Source organism: Nitrospira sp. Nam80 (assembly GCF_965152575.1).
The window spans coordinates 204,561-221,733 of record NZ_OZ224216.1; the positions used below are offsets into that span (position 1 = coordinate 204,561).

The 17,173-nt window shown below is 58.8% G+C and carries 16 protein-coding genes; 13 read left to right on the forward strand and 3 right to left on the reverse strand.

Annotated features, from left to right (window positions below):
* Positions 1 to 223 precede the first annotated feature (223 nt).
* The 3 genes from ACWGXE_RS00980 (at position 224) to ACWGXE_RS00990 (ending at position 6,763) form a co-directional block, all read left to right on the forward strand.
* A complete protein-coding gene (locus ACWGXE_RS00980; protein ID WP_447600571.1) occupies positions 224 to 1,393 on the forward strand; it encodes an SGNH/GDSL hydrolase family protein in 1,170 nt (389 codons plus the stop codon).
* A gap of 505 nt (positions 1,394 to 1,898) precedes the next feature.
* Positions 1,899 to 4,847 carry a caspase family protein gene (locus ACWGXE_RS00985; protein WP_447600573.1) on the forward strand — a complete coding sequence of 983 codons (2,949 nt, stop codon included), beginning with the start codon at positions 1,899 to 1,901 and terminating at the stop codon, positions 4,845 to 4,847.
* Entirely contained in the window at positions 4,844 to 6,763 is a 1,920-nt protein-coding gene (locus ACWGXE_RS00990; protein WP_447600574.1) for a peptidase M4, read from the forward strand. Before ACWGXE_RS00985 ends, ACWGXE_RS00990 begins: the two co-directional genes overlap by 4 nt.
* 6 nt (positions 6,764 to 6,769) lie before the next feature.
* On the opposite strand, the gene ACWGXE_RS00995 is transcribed toward ACWGXE_RS00990, so the two are convergent.
* A complete protein-coding gene (locus ACWGXE_RS00995) occupies positions 6,770 to 7,177 on the reverse strand; it encodes a cupredoxin domain-containing protein (RefSeq protein ID WP_447600575.1) in 408 nt (135 codons plus the stop codon).
* Between the two features lie 337 nt (positions 7,178 to 7,514).
* On the opposite strand from ACWGXE_RS00995, the gene ACWGXE_RS01000 reads away from it, so the two are divergent.
* The 4 genes from ACWGXE_RS01000 (at position 7,515) to ACWGXE_RS01015 (ending at position 10,207) form a co-directional block, all read left to right on the forward strand.
* Positions 7,515 to 7,958: a PilZ domain-containing protein gene (locus tag ACWGXE_RS01000; RefSeq protein ID WP_447600576.1), complete on the forward strand. Its 444-nt coding sequence runs from the start codon at positions 7,515 to 7,517 to the stop codon at positions 7,956 to 7,958.
* Between the two features lie 67 nt (positions 7,959 to 8,025).
* Positions 8,026 to 8,625 (forward strand): LemA family protein, encoded by a 600-nt coding sequence (locus ACWGXE_RS01005; RefSeq protein ID WP_447600578.1) that lies wholly within the window; start codon positions 8,026 to 8,028, stop codon positions 8,623 to 8,625.
* 24 nt (positions 8,626 to 8,649) lie between these two features.
* Complete coding sequence (locus ACWGXE_RS01010; RefSeq protein ID WP_447600580.1) at positions 8,650 to 9,558, forward strand: TPM domain-containing protein; 909 nt, start codon at positions 8,650 to 8,652, stop codon at positions 9,556 to 9,558.
* Positions 9,545 to 10,207: a TPM domain-containing protein gene (locus tag ACWGXE_RS01015; protein ID WP_447600582.1), complete on the forward strand. Its 663-nt coding sequence runs from the start codon at positions 9,545 to 9,547 to the stop codon at positions 10,205 to 10,207. The genes ACWGXE_RS01010 and ACWGXE_RS01015 overlap by 14 nt, the downstream gene beginning before the upstream one ends.
* 428 nt (positions 10,208 to 10,635) lie before the next feature.
* Here the strand turns inward: ACWGXE_RS01015 and ACWGXE_RS01020 are convergent, their stop codons facing one another.
* Positions 10,636 to 11,175, reverse strand: coding sequence for a DUF3015 domain-containing protein (locus ACWGXE_RS01020; protein WP_447600583.1), 540 nt, complete (start codon positions 11,173 to 11,175; stop codon positions 10,636 to 10,638).
* Positions 11,176 to 11,368: 193 nt separating this feature from the next.
* On the opposite strand from ACWGXE_RS01020, the gene murJ reads away from it, so the two are divergent.
* The 6 genes from murJ to ACWGXE_RS01050 all read left to right on the forward strand — a co-directional run bounded on the left by murJ (position 11,369) and on the right by ACWGXE_RS01050 (position 16,239).
* Entirely contained in the window at positions 11,369 to 12,997 is a 1,629-nt protein-coding gene (gene murJ / locus ACWGXE_RS01025; protein WP_447600585.1) for a murein biosynthesis integral membrane protein MurJ, read from the forward strand.
* Position 12,998: 1 nt separating this feature from the next.
* Positions 12,999 to 13,505 carry a methylated-DNA--[protein]-cysteine S-methyltransferase gene (locus ACWGXE_RS01030; protein ID WP_447600586.1) on the forward strand — a complete coding sequence of 169 codons (507 nt, stop codon included), beginning with the start codon at positions 12,999 to 13,001 and terminating at the stop codon, positions 13,503 to 13,505.
* 90 nt (positions 13,506 to 13,595) lie between these two features.
* Entirely contained in the window at positions 13,596 to 14,069 is a 474-nt protein-coding gene (gene dtd / locus ACWGXE_RS01035) for a D-aminoacyl-tRNA deacylase (protein ID WP_447600588.1), read from the forward strand.
* A gap of 111 nt (positions 14,070 to 14,180) precedes the next feature.
* Positions 14,181 to 14,747: a hypothetical protein gene (locus tag ACWGXE_RS01040; RefSeq protein ID WP_447600589.1), complete on the forward strand. Its 567-nt coding sequence runs from the start codon at positions 14,181 to 14,183 to the stop codon at positions 14,745 to 14,747.
* A gap of 50 nt (positions 14,748 to 14,797) precedes the next feature.
* Entirely contained in the window at positions 14,798 to 15,676 is an 879-nt protein-coding gene (locus ACWGXE_RS01045) for an isoaspartyl peptidase/L-asparaginase family protein (RefSeq protein ID WP_447600590.1), read from the forward strand.
* A 131-nt stretch (positions 15,677 to 15,807) separates the two neighbouring features.
* The gene (locus tag ACWGXE_RS01050) at positions 15,808 to 16,239 is read left to right on the forward strand and encodes a VOC family protein (RefSeq protein ID WP_447600592.1); all 432 of its coding nucleotides are present in this window, start codon (positions 15,808 to 15,810) and stop codon (positions 16,237 to 16,239) included.
* Between the two features lie 151 nt (positions 16,240 to 16,390).
* Here the strand turns inward: ACWGXE_RS01050 and mtgA are convergent, their stop codons facing one another.
* Positions 16,391 to 17,131, reverse strand: a complete 741-nt coding sequence (gene mtgA, locus ACWGXE_RS01055; protein WP_447600594.1) for a monofunctional biosynthetic peptidoglycan transglycosylase — start codon at positions 17,129 to 17,131, stop codon at positions 16,391 to 16,393.
* Positions 17,132 to 17,173: the final 42 nt, after the last annotated feature.

Consider the following 17,173-nt stretch of genomic DNA (forward strand, 5'->3'; position numbering starts at 1 on the left):
AAGCTTTCGTAAGAATCGAATCGCTCTCTGAATCGACACGAGAGGCCGTTCCCCGCGGCCTTGAAATTGCGTGCGAGTACACGGCGGTGTAGTGTGACGCCGCACCGCCATCAACTCGTGACCCTTTCCGCATCATGTCGGGGATCCGACCGGACGAATCAGCGCGTTTGTTCCGACCGTGAGCAGCGTATGTACTCCGTGATTGTACGATCCGGTTTGTCGTATGCCGGGCATGCTTGACGAAAGTGGAAGCCTCTCGCAGATTCCGACCGGAGCGTCGGCGCCTCTTTCGAATCAGAGACGATTCACCGTCTGTGTCGCCGCCGGGGGAATCGTGCTGGTCGGCCTCATGGCCGTCTCCTTCCTGTTCGTCTGTGCATGGGAACTAAAATTGGAGGCCGACCATGCCCGTGAATGGGAGATCCAATCCAAGCAAATTAGGCCGCACTATACCTGGCAGTTCGTGACTCACGACGGCTTTCGAGTCAGTCACGAACACAGAGGACCGCTGAAGTTGGCATTACATCCCTTTGCCGTCTATTCCAATCTTCCCGATCACCACACACCATATTTCAGGATCAATCGAATGGGGTTTCGCGGCCCGGAGACTGAACTCGTGCATGGTCCGAGGCAAAGAATCGTCGTCGTCGGCGGATCGACCGCGTTCGGGACCGGCCTGGATCAGGACAGTGAGACATTCGCCAGCCAACTCGGAGACTTGCTGAACGCCGAGGTCATCAACGGCGCCGTCATCGGGCACAGTTCCGGCCAGGAATTGGCTTATCTCTTGATGAACCTGGTCGATCTGCAGCCTGATCTGGTGCTGGCCTTGGACGGATGGAACGACTATTCGAAACGAAAGGAACTCAAAGACAGGCGGCTCTTGGGAACGAATGGATTCGAACAAATTGAGGGTCGACTCCGGAGGCTGGCGGACCAGAGAAATGCGTCTCTGTTAAAGCGGGCCGGTTATCTCCCGCAGCTGCTCTTCCCCAGGGTCACCGCTCGATTGAGCGAGTCCAAACTGGGGATCTGGACAGGCATGAGGGCGCCGGAAGAAGCGCGATGGCTTCCTGTGGAAGCGGCGGCCGAAACCTATGTCGCAAACATCGTCAAAATGAACAAACTGGCCGCTGCGTTCCACTATCGATTTCTATGCATGATCCAACCGGAAGTCGGAAGTCATGCGGATTACCAGCTATTCCGGGATACTGTGAAAGCGGCGTTCAAGCGTCATGAAGTTCCTTTCGTGGACTTGCAGGAAATGGGCATTATTACAGACGACATGTTTCTGGACGTAGTGCACGTGAATGCCGCTGGCCATAGGACGATGGCCGAGGTCGCAGCCGAAAAGATTGCTCATGATCGCATGTTGCACGTCGAAGCCAGGTAAGAAGTGCGCCCGCCCTCACAAAGACGTAACCGCTGTCTCTCCTCATGCGTTCCAAGCCGCGTCTCGTATTCGTCCGTAATCTCCGGCGCCGACCAAGGATAAGGTTGTAGACGTTCTCGGCAGATGCGGGAGACCGTACCCTTACGGATACAGGTGTATCCATATGGATAACGGCCACCCTCCCCGGTGCAACGATGAATTCACTCTAAGTATGCAATTTATCAGTAAAGGTGCCTTGCCCGATGCGTGATGCGGTTCGGTATTGAAGTTGCTTGCGCAGGATCTGTCCGGCATTGCTCTGTCTCCTGCTTTATCCGTGCATCGTTTCGCCATGAAACCATTCCACCCTTTCGGGTCTGCACCGAAGCATCTGGAAGTCTTCAGTTGGCGCTCTAACGTGGATTGCGAACGGCCGATTCGGGCCGGCATGAATCCTTATTGACGGCATAGATTCCGGCGGCGATGGGTCATACCCAGCGACTCACCAGATTTGCAGGAGGTTACTATGGCGCGCTCCTTTCAACAATTCACCGCAGACGAATTTTCCGATCTCTTGGCCCAATTTCCCTTTACCCGGCTGATCAACGCCGTTCATCTCCATCACACATGGCGACCGAGGCATAGGGACTACAAAGGCCTTGAGACGATCGTCTCCATGTGGCGCTATCATACCGAGGAAAAAGGTTGGTCGGACATCGCGCAGCATCTGACAGTCGCGCCCGACGGCACGCTCTGGACGGGGCGGAATTGGAATGTTCCGCCGGCGAGCGCGGCCGGGCACAATGGGACCGCAGGGTTCGGTCCATTTATGATTGAGATGATCGGAGATTTCGACACCGGGCAGGATCGTCTCGAAGGCAATCAGCGAGAAGCCGTGCTGCACGTGATCGCCCACCTCCTCAACCGGTTCGGGCTATCAGTCGAAGCTGTTCGGTTCCACAATCAGATGTCGCATAAAAGCTGTCCGGGATCTTCGATGAATCATCGTTCCTTTCTTGACGAAGTTCAAGGACGCCTAACTGAATCAGCCCGAGCAACGGAGGCACCCCAGGGCATGCGATCTCCGGCCGATCGTCCCTTCGGGAACGAAACGTTGCTGATTCATGAGGCGCTTGAGGCGTCCGGCGTGCCGGCCCGCACGGCGGATTCCTGGGACGCCGAGCCGTCGGAGGAAGGCGATCGCTATGATACGTTTGTCGCGGCCGCCAGAGGTCGAGCGATTGCACGGGGCGGCGGGGATGGAGCCGGTCGATTAACACCCGATATCCTTCACAAACTGCGCGAGCACGTCGTGAATCTCAAGCAGGGACAGTTCTCGACAGACGGACTCTTCCAAACCCGGCGTGCGGATGTCGATGCGATGTTTGGCGAGCACCTTCCGAAGTGGTTGGACCAGCACCAAGGTGAGACCAACAGGATTGTCTTTTACGCGCATGGCGGGCTGACGTCAGAAGCGGACGGGCTCTGGATAGCCTACCAGCAGTTGGAGTGGTGGAAAGCCAACGGCGTCTATCCGATCCATTTTGTGTGGGAGACCGGCTTTCTGGAAACCCTGAAACAATTGCTGGCGCGATCCGGTCGGGAAGTACCGAGGGCTGTTCCGCGGGATTTCTGGGATTTTACATTGGATCCGGCCATTGAGGCCTTTTGCCATGCGTTCGGCGGGGTGACGATCTGGTCGGGGATGAAGCGAAGCGCAGAGCGGTCGGTCGCTTCTGACGGGGGCGCTCTCTATGTGGCGCAAAAGCTGAAGGATTTGTGCCGCAGCCGGGGCGACCAGCTTGAGTTACACGCCGTCGGCCATAGCGCCGGATCGATTTTCCATTCGCATTTTGTGCCGGCCGCCTTGAACCTGGGGACGTCTCCATTTACCTCCATGCATTTCCTCGCACCGGCGATAACAGTCGATGCCTTTCTTGGCCAATTGGCTGGTCGCGTCGGCCAAGATATTAAGAACTTGGTCGTCTTCACGATGAATCAAGATCTGGAAAAGGCTGATCATTGCGCCAACGTGTATCACAAGTCCCTTCTGTACCTGATTCACCATGCGCTCGAGCCGGACAAAAGGACGCCGATTCTCGGATTAGAGACCTCATTGCGCGACAATGACCGGTTAAGGAAACTGTTCGGGCTGGACGGCACGGCGCCATCGCACGGAGAAATCATCTGGTCGAAGACTTTGGCCACAACGGGACGGAGCGCCAGCACATCGATCAGCCACGGCGGCTTCGACAATGATGCGCCGACGATGAACAGTGTCGTCAGACGAATCATCAACCGGAATGATACCGATCCACTGGCCAAAGACTTTCCACTGGAGGCCACCCGCGCCGCCCGTGATATCTGGGCGGGCGTCATGGAGAAGCCGATCGAAGTCCAAGAGATGACGCGCCCGGCGCGGCAGGCTCCGCCGTTTGATCCTGTGGGCTCCCAGCGAATCATGCCGGCCGCCGCGACATTGCAGGCCCGTATGGACCAGAATGCGGTAAATGGCAGACGGGGAGGCAGGCGGCGAGCGTTGTGTATCGGAATCGATCGCTATCCGACTGCGCCTTTAGCCGGCTGTGTGGCCGATGCGCGGGAATGGGCGGACACGTTACGACAACTGGGATTTGAAGAGCCGGTATTGCTGCTCAACGAGGAGGCGACCAGGCAAGCCATATTGGACGCCTTGAAAGAGCTGATTGCCGCCGGCTCGCCGGGTGACGTGGTGGTATTTCAGTACGCCGGACATGGAACACAGCTCCCAGACGAGGATGGGGACGATGAAACGGGACAGGATCAAGCGATCTGTTCGTACGATTTTGCCGACGGGCGGTTTGTGATCGATGATGACGTTGCGGCCGTCTTCCGTACCATCCCGGAGGGGCTCAATGTGACCTGCTTCATCGATTGTTGCCATTCCGGGACTATCACGCGCTTTGCGGTCGGTGGGCCGCAGGGTGACGGAGGCGGCGATCGGCGGCGCCGATTTCTTCCCGCGACCCCGGCCATGAAACGCGCCCATCTGGAGTTCCGTCGCGGGATGGGCCGCACACGGACAGCCGGGCAGCGCGGCCCGGAAACCATGCGCGAGGTGACGTTCTCAGCCTGTCTGCCGTCGGAGGTCGCTTACGAGAGCGACGGGCACGGTGATTTCACTGTTCGTGCAACAAAAATCTTGCGCGCCGGCATCGCCGGATTGACACATGAACAATTTCAGGATCAGGTAACGCGAGCCTTCGGATCAATGCCACAGCAACATCCCACGCTTGATTGCGCGCCATCCGCCGGGGCATCGGTGTTGCTCCAGCCGCTGGAGAGAACGGCGCCGGCCAAACCGGCCGAAGTGCACAAGAGTAACGGCAAGTTACCGGCGATAGCCGCGAACGGCTCAATCACCGTTGAATTGGAGACCTTCGCCCACATCATGAAAGCTCTGACCACGTTGTTGGAGGAAAAGGTCAAGTCATGACGGACCGGCTGGAAAGAATCGTTCCGTCCACACCTCCGGCAAGCGCAGCGATTGCGCAAAGCCAGGAGGACCGCCCTGACGTAGCCGAAGAAACCGCACGCTTTGGGCAGGTTCGTTTTGAGATCGGCGACGGCGTGCACCATGGCGCACATATCCGTCCGTATCAGAGACAGAAAGGCGACCCACTCTTTCGCCCGCTGAGAATCTATACCTTGGATCCATCCACTTCTCGCCTGGATGGGGCTATTGCGCAGATCAACGTTCCGTATGAGTCGCTCCAACCGGGACCCAAGGGCGCGGTTCTCGAAGTCGATAACTTCGACGGTGCGGCGAAGGTCCGCTATCGCCCGGTCGACCTGAACGATCCGTTTCTTCTGATGAAGGACGGACGGGATCCGTCGCCATCCGATCCCATGTTCCATCAGGAAATGTGCTACGCGGTGTGCAGTACGGTGTACGGAGCCTTCAAGTCCGCGCTCGGACGAGATCTGCCATGGGGATTCGATACCGGCGGACAGCATCGCGAGAGGCTGCTCATTCGCCCCCATGCATTCGATGGAAAGAACGCCTTTTACGATAAAGAACAGGGCGAGCTTTCCTTCGGCTATTACAAAGCGAGTGACAAGGTCACCGGCCGCAACCTTCCAGGCGGCTGGGTTTTCACCTGCCTCTCCCATGACATCGTGGCACATGAAATGACTCACGCCGTTCTCGATGGCCTGCGGGCACACTTTACCCATCCCACCGGTCCCGATGTCGTGGCGTTTCATGAAGCATTTGCCGACCTCGTCGCGATTTTCCAACACTTCGGCTACAAGGAAGTGGTAGAAGCCGCCATCCGGCAGTCGCAAGGGGAAATGCGCCGAGCCAACCTCCTCGGAGCGCTCGCCGAGCAGTTCGGGCATACCACGGGATCCGATCAGCCGCTCCGCACGGCGATCGACGTCGTCGATGGTTCGCGGCCGCCGTCCTATCAAAACGCGGGGGATGAGCCCCATCGCCTCGGATCCGTTCTGGCGTCGGCGGTCTTTGAAGCCTTCACAACCATCTTCAAAAGAAAGACCGAACGCTATTTCCGATTGGCCTCGGGGGGGCGCGGGATTCTGCCGCCGGGGGAGCTTCCGGCGGACTTGAAAGAGATTCTCGCCAAGGAGGCCAGCCAACTCGCCGGACAATTCTTGAATATCTGCATCCGCGCGATTGATTATTGCCCGCCGGTCGATCTGTGGTTCGGTGATTTTCTGCGTGCCGTGATCACGGCAGATTCCGAATTGGTCGCGGATGATCCCTGGGCCTATCGAGAAGCCTGGATCGATGCGTTTCGCCGCAGGGGCATCTATCCACGTCATGTTTCAAGCTTGTCGGAAGACGCGCTGGTGTGGCGACCGACGAGCAGGCCGATTCCGAAAATCAAAAAGTTAAGTTTTGCTGAGCTGAGGTTCTCAGGGGATCCCGGCCATGCCGCAGATGGGCATGAATTGCGCCAACAGGCGACGGCGCTCGCGAAGGAAGTCTGCAAGCGCGAGCATTTGAGGCTCTTCGGGTTGGCCGAACCGGGCGAATATCAGGGCGATACCATCGAGCCGCCGTGCGTGCAATCCATCCGATCGTCGAGACGAGCCGGACCAGACGGTCAGATCGCGTTTGATCTGGTGGCGGAGATCACGCAACGCCGGCGCGTGCGGGACCGGAAGACCGGAATGGCATTTGATTTTTACGGAGGCGCCACCGTGATCCTTGGTCCGGATGGGGATGTGCGCTATGCGATCTTAAAGAATGTGTTATCCGAAGAACGACTGAATCGCCAGCGGGCATTCATGGCCGGTGAAGCGGGGCGGCATTACTGGCGGCGCGATGGCAAGGCCCTTGTGCCGGAGAAACAATTATTCAAATTGGTCCACGATACAGAGGCGTGACCGGTCCTATTCCACGATAAACATGCCTGCCATCCCGGAATGTCCCTTCACCTTACAGAAGAATAGGTAAGTTCCCGGCGAAAGCCGGAGCATGAGTTCCATGCGCCGGCCCGGAGCGATACGGAGGCGGCCCGGCTCCGCCGGTTGGCCCGCAATGGTGAGGGACTCGATGACAGCCGAGCGATCTGCGAAGAAAGGGCTTTCGAATTCATGCGCTTCCCGTCCTTCATTGTAGAGCGTGAGATGGATCGGTCGCGAACTCGTCAAATGAATGGTATCAGGGGTGAATCGAAAATCCTGCGCGGTTATGCGTACCGGCTGAGCATCTCCATCGCAGCCGGACGAACAGGCGAACGCCAAGATCAGCATGGCGAACGGCAATCTCGATCCGGCAGAGGGATGTCGAATCTTCATGAGCGGCATTCTTATCGGCTTCCCGCGGCGGGCGCAAGCCTGACCGGGAGTCCGCCCTTCCCTCACGGCCGCTTCCGGACCCGCACTTAATTCCCTGCTCTGTTCCGGGTAAATCTGGTATTGATCCGAAGAAACTACTATCATGAGATGTTTCCTGCCGACCGGGGGCCGGCCGCGTGATTCATCATGAATCTGCTATGGCTATGGCGGCATGACTGTGGTCGTCCCACAATTAGGAATCCGTATATGATTAGCTCGGGAGAGTATAGCGGATGAACCATGATGCATGGGGATCATGGCCAGGCCGCTGACGTGCCCTCATTGTGGAAAAGATCGCATGCTCCGCGCTCGCTGCAGGACGCTCCCCGAGCGCTTGGCTTATCTGGCATTCTACTCACCGTTCCATTGCCAGTCCTGCAGCCATCGTTTCCTGGCCTCCCGCCTCGGGCGTTCCTCATCGATGCAATTTGTCGATCGGAGACAGCATCTGCGGATTCCGGTACGCCTGTTTCTGTCTTTCTCGGGCGGCCGTATTAAGGGGGAGGGCACCGTGCTCGACATCTCCATGGGCGGCTGTATGATCCAAAGCGATGCCCCCGTCCATGTCGATGATATTTTCTACCTGCAAATCGCGCTGGGAGAGCATGAGCCTCCGCTGGAGGTGGCCGCCATGGTGCGGTCGGTCGGCTCCCGAGGCATTGCCTTCAAGTTTCTCCGAGCGGCCCAGGAAAATAAACGACTCATGGCCTTCGTGCAGGTTAGAAGCGGCGGCCATGAGTAGAAGGTCTGAGTGTCCGCGCCGTGAGTGCTCAAAACCTTCACAATGATACCGGCAAGGAGGAATCGCGATGAAGCCGACTCGATCCGTTGTCTTCGCTCTCATGGTCGTGGTCTTCGTACCGGCGCTATCCGGCTGTGGCTATAACGATCTGCAAGGGCTCGACGAGGATACGAAAGCCGCCTGGAGTGAAGTCGTGAACCAGTATCAGCGGCGGGCCGATCTCATTCCGAATCTGGTCAATACGGTCAAGGGGTATGCCGCCCACGAGCGTGAGACGCTGGAGAGCGTGGTCAAGGCCCGGGCTCAGGCGACCAGCGTACAAGTGACTCCGGAAACCTTGCGTGATCCGGCCGCCTTCGAGCAATTTCAAAAAGCGCAGCAATCGCTCTCTTCCGCGCTCGGTCGGCTCATTGCCGTGGCGGAGAACTATCCCAACCTGAAGGCCGATCAGAACTTCCGTGATCTGCAGAGTCAACTAGAAGGCACGGAAAACCGGATTGCCGTGGCCCGCAAGCGCTATATCGACCGGGTAGCGGAATTCAATAAGATGGTCCGGTTCTTTCCCACCAATCTGACCGCCAAATTTCTCCTGCATATGGAGGAAAAGCCGAACTTCACCGTAGCGGATGAAAAGGCGGTGGCCAAGCCGCCGGAAGTGAAGTTCTAAATCCATCACTCCCCTGGGATCGCCATGCGGGCCGAAAGCCGACCAGCGTCTGCGGTACTCGTCGGGTGGGTGCTGTACGGATTGCTGATGTTACCGCCCCTGGCGCACGCGCTGGAGGTGCCGCCGCTTACCGGCCGTGTCGTCGATTTGGCCCAGATCCTGTCTCCCCCAACCGCCGCCCAATTATCCGAGCGCCTTCAGGCGCATGAAGCGAAGACGACGAACCAAGTCGCCGTGCTGATCGTGCCGTCATTGGAAGGCGAGCCCCTGTTCGATTTCTCGCACCGAGTGGCCACGACCTGGAAACTGGGACAGAAAGGGACCGACAACGGCGTGTTGCTCTTGGTCGCGATTAAAGACCGAAAGGTCCGCATTGAGGTCGGCTATGGCCTCGAAGGAGCTCTCACCGACGCACGTTCAGCCCAAATCATCCGCAACGAAATCGTCCCGCGTTTCCGAGCCGGCGATTATGCCGGAGGCGTTACTGCCGGCGTGGATGCGATATTGAAGACGGTCGAAGGGACCTACCAGGCGCCTGAACGCCCGGCCGGTCCGGCCCAGCTCGATGATCGAATCGGTGGTGTGTTGTTCGCGGTGATCATTGGAGTGATCATCGGCCTGGGCTTGTCCCGGGTGCATCGCTTCTTGGGTGCGGCGGCGGGAGGCGGCATCTCGTTTCTTGCGGCGCCCTGGCTCGCGCCGGCTCTCATGGCTGGATTGGCCAGTCTCGCCCTTGTCACCCTGTTCGGTTCGTTGTCGCAGGCGTCGGGCCGACGACGGCATGGCGGGTTTCCGGCAGACGACTGGATCTCATACAGCAGTCGAGGTGGCGGTTGGGGACAGGGCGGGTTCGGAGGTTCGTTTGGCGGATCAGGCGGATTTTCCGGCGGTGGGGGCGATTTTGGCGGAGGGGGGGCCAGTGGAGACTGGTGAGCGCTTGCATCTGACTCAGGAAGAACGGGCCCGCGTGCAACAGGCGGTTGCGGCAGCCGAAAGACTGACCAGTGCCGAGATTGTGCCGATGATCGTCATGCGGTCCGGCCTCTATCGAGATGCTCGGTACCGCGCCGCCTTGACTACGGCAGGCGCGGTGCTGACGACGCTGCTCACAGTGGAAGCAGCCTGGCTCCCGTGGGGCTGGCATGCGGCCAATTCGGCGTGGCTCCTCCTCGCGACTCTGATCGCGTATGGGATCGGTCACTGGCTCGGACGTCTTGACCCGATCATTCGATTGTTCACTCCGGCCGACCGCATGCGCCATAAAGTCAAGCTGCGAGCGGAACGGGCGTTCGCTCAACATGGCCTGTCGCGGACGCGCGACCGCAACGGCCTCTTGATCATGATTTCGCTGTTGGAACACCAGGTCTATGTGCTGGCCGATCAACCCTTGTTCGATCTGGCGCCGGCCGGCTTGTGGGATCAGATTGTGCTGGAGATCGTGGGGCCAGTGAAAACCGGTGATGTCATCGGCGGCCTCTGCCGGGGCATTGAACGGGCCGGTGTCCTATTGGCGCAATATTGCCCGCCGAGACCCGGCGATAATCCCAACGAACTGCCGGATGAATTGATACAGGGGCCGTGAGATGGCTTCTCTGCAACTCACCTCCAGCTAACTCAGACTAACAAGACCCAGCCTGGTTTGCGGGAAGTCCAAAACTTTGATGGAGTAGGATGGAATGAGTTGGGGGGGGATGGCGTTGAGCACATTAGGGAATTCAGGAGTTCAGGGTTATCTTGGAAAGGCCCCATCCTCGATCAACACCCCAGGCGATCTGCTGCTCTACGTCTTTCGCCAAAACAGAGATGAAGAGATCTATCCAATCAGATGAACCCCGAGGACGTTCACTTCCCCTACCACTTTCTGTGTACAGCGTTTGTTAGGGTGCTCGTACACGCAGGCTGATGCTTCTTCCCCCTCAGACGGGACTTCGATGAGAGTGTTGTTTGTCAGACGATCAGGAGCTATTGCCAGTATGCTCCCCGAAATTTTAGTCACGAAAACCCGCCGGGCTACTTCATCTCTCCAAACGATGGATCGCTGGCGAACGACGCCTTGGCAAGGACCGGGTCCTGGGCCATCGCTGCTTGGAGTGCTTGGAGCATCGCCAGCGGAGTGGCTTTGCCCGATTCCATCAATGTCGTGAATTGTTCCTGGACCAGCGCAAAGAACGCCGCCTGATCTTTCTCGGCAACTCCAAGCAGGGTGGCAAGGGACGCCAGATGCTCTCCTTGTCCCTGCGCCATCTCCTGCCCCAGACTCTCGAACGAGGCGGCCGCGAGACTGACGTGCTTATTCTTCATGACGACGCCGTCATTCGTGCAGCCGGATGTTCCTGACGAGATGCCGAAGGTCTGACTGCCGAACGTTCCGTTCGTCGTCGCCATCATGACTTGAGGCGCGATTTGCTTCTGGCTCGCATAATCCATCCAGGCCAGTTTGCCCAGCCCGCAGCCCGGCCCATTGTCCGGATTGCCGGCTGCTTGCGCGACCGTCACAGAGAACAAGACACAGCTACATGCCAGTGAAGTCCACACGGTCGATCGAACCATAACGTTGTCCTCCTGCAATGATAGAGATGTTGCTGAGAATCCGCCAAGCTTTCCCCCACATGGAGCCAGGCAGCGGGCGATTGCCGGGCCGCGAAAAGTTTTGGACCAGTCCCAAGAGTAGCGCAGCCTGATATGGCGTCAAGCGAACGAGAGAAATGGACTGCCGATAACCATTCCGCTACAATCCGCTTCGATGAGTGATCCCGCCGCGGCGCCGGCTGTTCCGACCAAAACTCAAGAAGAAAACCATTCGGTTGTCCGGGCTGCTGGCCTGATCGGCGTGGCCACGTTTTCCAGCCGTGTCCTCGGTTTCGTCCGCGATATGGTCTTGGCCCGGTTGTTCGGCGCGACACCCGCCGCCGATGCGTTCTTCGTCGCCTATCGCATTCCGAACCTCCTCCGCGAATTGTTCGCTGAAGGGTCCATGTCCTCCGCCTTCATTCCCGTCTTCACCGAATATCAAACCTTGAAAACCAAACGCGACGCTTGGGAACTGGCAAGCGCCACCTTCACGACCTTGCTGACAATCGTCACGGCTATTACGCTGGTGGGCATTGTCGCCTCGCCGGGAATCGTCTGGCTGATGGCACCGGGCTTTCATGATGAGCCGCAGAAGCTCGCGCTGACCACCGTCCTCACCCGGGTCATGTTTCCCTATCTCTTGTTCATCAGCCTGGCCGCGTTGGCCATGGGCATCCTGAACTCGATGCGGGCGTTCGCCGCGCCGGCCTTTTCGCCGGTCTTCTTCAACATTTTTATCATCGGTTGCGCCCTATTTCTTTCGCCTCAATTGCCCGATCCGATCATCGGCGTGGCGATCGGGGTCGTGGCGGGTGGTGCCGCACAGTTTGCGATGCAATTGCCCGGATTGAAGTGGCGCGGGATGCTGTTCGGCTGGCGCTTTCAGCCGGCTCATCCCGGCGTGAAGCGGATCGGCCTGCTGATGGTGCCATCGTTGCTCGGACTGTCCGTGACGCAGATCAATATTACCGTGAGCACAATCCTCGCTTCATTCTTTGCCGGGGGGCCCACCTATCTGTTTTACGGCATGCGGCTCATTCAGTTTCCGTTGGGTATTTTCGGCGTGGCGCTGGCCACCGCCATCTTGCCGACCCTTTCTGCCCAGGCGGCGCGCGGCGCGTTGGATGAGTTGCGGACGACATTGGGATTCGGGCTCCGGATGATCTTGTTCATCATTCTGCCGGCCATGTTGGGATTGATCTTGTTGCGACAGCCGATCGTGCATTTGTTCTTTGAGCACGGCTCGTTCACGAAGACCGATACGATGGAAACGGCCACGGCGGTCCTCTGCTATGCCGCCGGCCTTTGGGCCTTTGCCGGGGTGCGGATCATCGTGGCTGCCTTCTACTCACTCCAAGATACGAAGACCCCGGCCTATACCGCCGCGGCGGCCGTTGTCGCCAATATCCTGTTCTCGCTGTTACTGATGGGGCCATTAGGTGCGCCGGGACTGGCATTGGCCACGGCGCTGGCCTCGATGCTGAATGGAACGATTCTCGTCGCCGCATTGAACCGCCGGTTGGGGAGCGTGGATTGGCTTGCGGTCGGACGATCGGCTGGGAGGGTCCTGCTGGCCTGTGCGCCGGTCGCCCTGGCCTGTTGGTGGGTGGCGAGCGCTCAGATGTGGGCGCAGGAGGGCCAATGGCTGTTGAAGTCCGTGATGCTGTGTGCAGGCATCGCTGTGAGTGTGACGGGATACGTGGGTATGCATGTCCTGTTGAAATCGGACGAGCTTGATGTCTTCTTGGGGATGGTGAAACGGAAACTCGGGCGAGTGGCTGGTAGGGTCGGAGGTCGATGATATGCAGGAAGAAAACACCGCCGTTTTTCGGACACAGTGGGGTTGGGTTGAGCTGACCGCGTCGGAGAAGGGCATCACATCGATTGTGCTGCTGCGTTCGCCCCGGTCGGGAGGAAAGAACGGGCGGCCCGCGACGAAAGACTGTGAATCGAACGGAGCGGCGAAGTCGATGCTGGATGAAGCCAAGGCGCAATTGATTGAATACCTGGCCGGCGGACGGCGGGACTTCTCCATGCCGGTAGATATGTCGGCCGGTACCCCGTTTCAACGGCGAGTGTGGCGGGTGATTCTTCGTATTCCCTATGGCCGGGTGCGGTCCTATCAATGGGTCGCAACGCGGGTCGGAGGAAAGCAGTATGCGCGGGCGGTCGGCATGGCTTTGGGGGCGAATCCGGTTCCGATCGTCGTTCCGTGCCATCGAATCATCTCGCATGATGGATCGCTGGGCGGATTCGGCTGCGGCCTGCCCATGAAGCGAAGGCTCCTGAAATTGGAGGGAACACTGTGAACGTACGATTTGGTGAGTTGGTGAGTTAGTGAAGTCTACACTTTGCAAAATCACGAAATCACGAAATCGCACTGTAGGGGGAGCCGTTACATGAAAGCCGTCCTTCAGCGGGTGACTCGTGCGTCGGTCGAAGTGGACGGAACCATTGTCGGACGGATCGGAAGCGGTCTGGTGGTTTTGCTTGGTGTGGCAAGAGGGGACGACGAACCGGATGCGCAATATATCGCCGACAAGGTCCATTCGCTGCGAATCTTCGGCGACGAGGCCGGGAAAATGAATCGGTCGGTTGCTGACAGTCAGGGAGCGGTGCTGCTCATTTCCCAATTTACGCTAGTCGGAGATACGACCAAGGGACGCCGGCCGGATTTTGGTGACGCCGCGGCGCCGGACGAAGCGCGGGCTCTCTACGAACGAGTCGAATCAGCGCTTCGGAGAAGGGGGCTTTCGGTTGAAACCGGCCGCTTCGGCGCCTATATGAAGGTGGATCTGGTGAACGATGGACCGGTCACATTCCTGCTGGACAGTCGTCGGATCGGCCGCTTCGAATCGAGCCCTCAAGTCTAATGGGGTTCGAACCGAGAACGCTACTGGAATAAAAGACGGGGTTCAGGCACCCTGCTATTGTCTGATATACTGCATTGAGTTATGTAGTTACCGACCCCGGAGGAGATGGACATGGGAAACGCGATCCCCCCGAACCATCCACTTCGCCAGCTTTTCGGGACCTTGACCGAGAAGAGCTTTTCGGAGCATTTGGGATGGCCGGATCTCAAGGTCAGTGATTACATTTCCAACTTGCTCGTCGAGTTCACCCACACCGACCAGCTCTATAGAATACAGGACAAGCACGGAAAGACCATCGACACCGTGGTCGGCCTGCTGTTTGAATCGGAAATCCTGCTCGACGCGCATTCACTGGGCCGGGAGCAGGAGGTCCACCGGCACATCGGTGACTTCACCCTCTTCATGGCCGGGCTGTTCCCGGAGTACCTGCGCCGTTTGAAAAGCGCGAGCATGATTTATCATAAGGATTTTCTGGTGGATTACGTAAAGACCGGCAAACGGTCCTATGGTATTGTCGCCACCTGCCGCTCATCGGATGCCGATCTGGAGTCCCCGCTGTTCCGCAAGCTGTCGGAGAACTTTGAGCTCTGCGTGACGGCGTTGGGCTTTGTCCGAAGCGATTTGGACCGGATGCAGGATCCCTCCTACCGCAAAGTGAAGAAGCTTCTCTTAAATTGAAACCGCCTCGCCCCATTCTTTTGGTACATGGAGGCGCGGGACGGCGTCCGATGTCGGCCGGGCAAGCCCGCTGTCTCGAACAGGCGCTCCTGGACGGCCATCGGCTGCTCGACGCGGGAATGCCGGCCATTCATGTGGTCGAGACGGCTATCCGGGTGTTGGAAGCGTCGGGCCTGTTCAATGCGGGACTCGGTTCCAATCGGCAATTGGACCACGCGCAACGGATGGATGCGTCGATCATGGACGGCCGAACGTTGAAGGGCGGAGGCGTCGCTTCCATTGAGCAGATGCTGCATCCCATCACGGCGGCGCGGCTCGTCATGGAACGGACGCCGCATGTTTTGCTGGTCGGTATACCGGCCACGAGATTTGCGCGCTACTTTCGCGTTGAGCGGCTGCCTCGGCAGAGAGCCACGCGCCGCCGGCCCAGCGGCCGGCGGCGCGCTGCTGCCGCGGCGGCCGTCGTGAAATTGTACCGGGACATGGCCCGCTCGGCGCGCATGCGGAAGGCAAGCGGGAAGGAAACCGTGGGGGCGGTGGCCCTGGACATGAGCGGGTCCGTGGCGGCCGGCGCCTCGACCGGCGGGGTTGATATCATGCTGCCGGGTCGCGTGGGGGACACGCCGCTCCTCGGGTGCGGCGTTTATGCGGACAATGAATCCGGCGCGGTCTCGATGACCGGATTGGGAGAGAGCATCATCCGCGTTAGCGCCGCAAAGGACGTCGCCTGCCTGCTCGAACAGGGACGGACGCCCCGGTATGCGGCTGATGCGGCGCTGAATCGGCTGGTTCGGCGGACCGGCGGATCGGCAGGCACGCTCGTGCTCTCGCCATCCGGTTCGTTCGCCATCCGGCATGTCACGCCCCGGATGTCCGCGGGCTACTGGAACGGCATCGGCACGCCGACCGTCCGCGATCGCTTCAGCTGACCCGGAATTCTGCCTCGCAACAGAGGATTCCGTGAACCGACTCCCCGCCATTGCTCAGCGAACGATGGTATGGTATTCCAAACAGAAATCGGAGGGCGGCCAACTGTCCCTGGATCGATGTCGAGCCTGGCATGATCATTTTTCACCTGGCGTTTCCTGTCACGAGCTTGGAAGAAGCCAAGCGTTTTTACGTCGAGGGACTCGGCTGTGTCTTGGGGCGCGAATCTGGCACAGCGGTGACGTTGGGATTGGCGGGCCATCAATTGGTGGCGCATCTCATCAAAGGTTCGGCGATCCCGCAGAAAGGCGTATATCCCCGTCACTTCGGCCTGATTTTTACCCGGGAGGCGGATTGGCAAGCGATGGCCGACCGCGCCAAAGCCAACAAACTGAAATTCTATCAGCAGCCCCGCCGCCGGTTCGCCGGAACCAGGATCGAACACCTGACATTCTTTCTGGAAGATCCCTCTCAGAACCTGCTTGAGTTCAAATATTACGTGCATGAAACGGCTATCTTAGGCGAACGGGACTTCCTCGAAGTCGGCGATACGGAGGCTCAATAGCCGTCGTTCGTCGCTCAAGGCACAGGGCGCTCGCTCGATGAAGTACGATTTCGTGATTTGGTAATTTCGTGAAGGTCCACGACGCGAAGTCATACTTTGTCGCGGGAACGTTTCATGAGATAGGAACCTGAGAGATACGAGCGGCGGTGGCCTACCGCCGCATTGAGACCGGCCGCCGGCCGTCGCCCCGTTCGATACGATGCAGGATATGTTGCTGGCGGTTTCGAAGGTATTTCGTCATGCGCATCGGATCATATCGCCGGGGAGAAGGAAGGATCGCGGCCAATAGCGCCGCCTCTTCCATGTTCAACTCGGAGGCCGATTTCCCGAAGTGATGTCGAGATGCCGCCTCGGCTCCGAAAATGCCGTGTCCCCATTCCGCGACATTCAAGTAAAGTTCCAGGATACGGCGTTTGGTCAACTCATGTTCCAATGAACGAGTGATGAGCGCCTCTCTGGCCTTCCGGAGCAGCGAGCGTTCGGATGACAAATAGAGATTCTTGGCCAGTTGCTGCGTGATGGTGCTGCCTCCGCGCTTGAACTCTCCCGCCTCCAGATTATAGACCGCGGCATCCTTGATTCCCTCCCAGTCGAAGCCCTCGTGTTCGAAGAACGACGCATCTTCCGTCGCCACTACCGCCCGCTGCAAATAGGGCGAGATCCGGGACATGGAGACCCAGATCCATTGGGATTTCAAATTCTTCCCCTGTTCGCGCGCCTGGGCGCGGCGCTCTTCGATCAGTGCGGTCTCCGTGGGGTTGTGTTTGGCGAGCCATGACACGTCGGGCAGCGTCGCCAACCAATACAAACCCAGCAGGGCGGACGGAAGGAGAATTAGGATCGTAATCCAGAAGAGAGTCCGGGCGAACGGACTGCCGGTTGACTTCCTCATCGCGCCCCTCTATCAAGGATCAAGTCAAGCCGGCGCATCTCA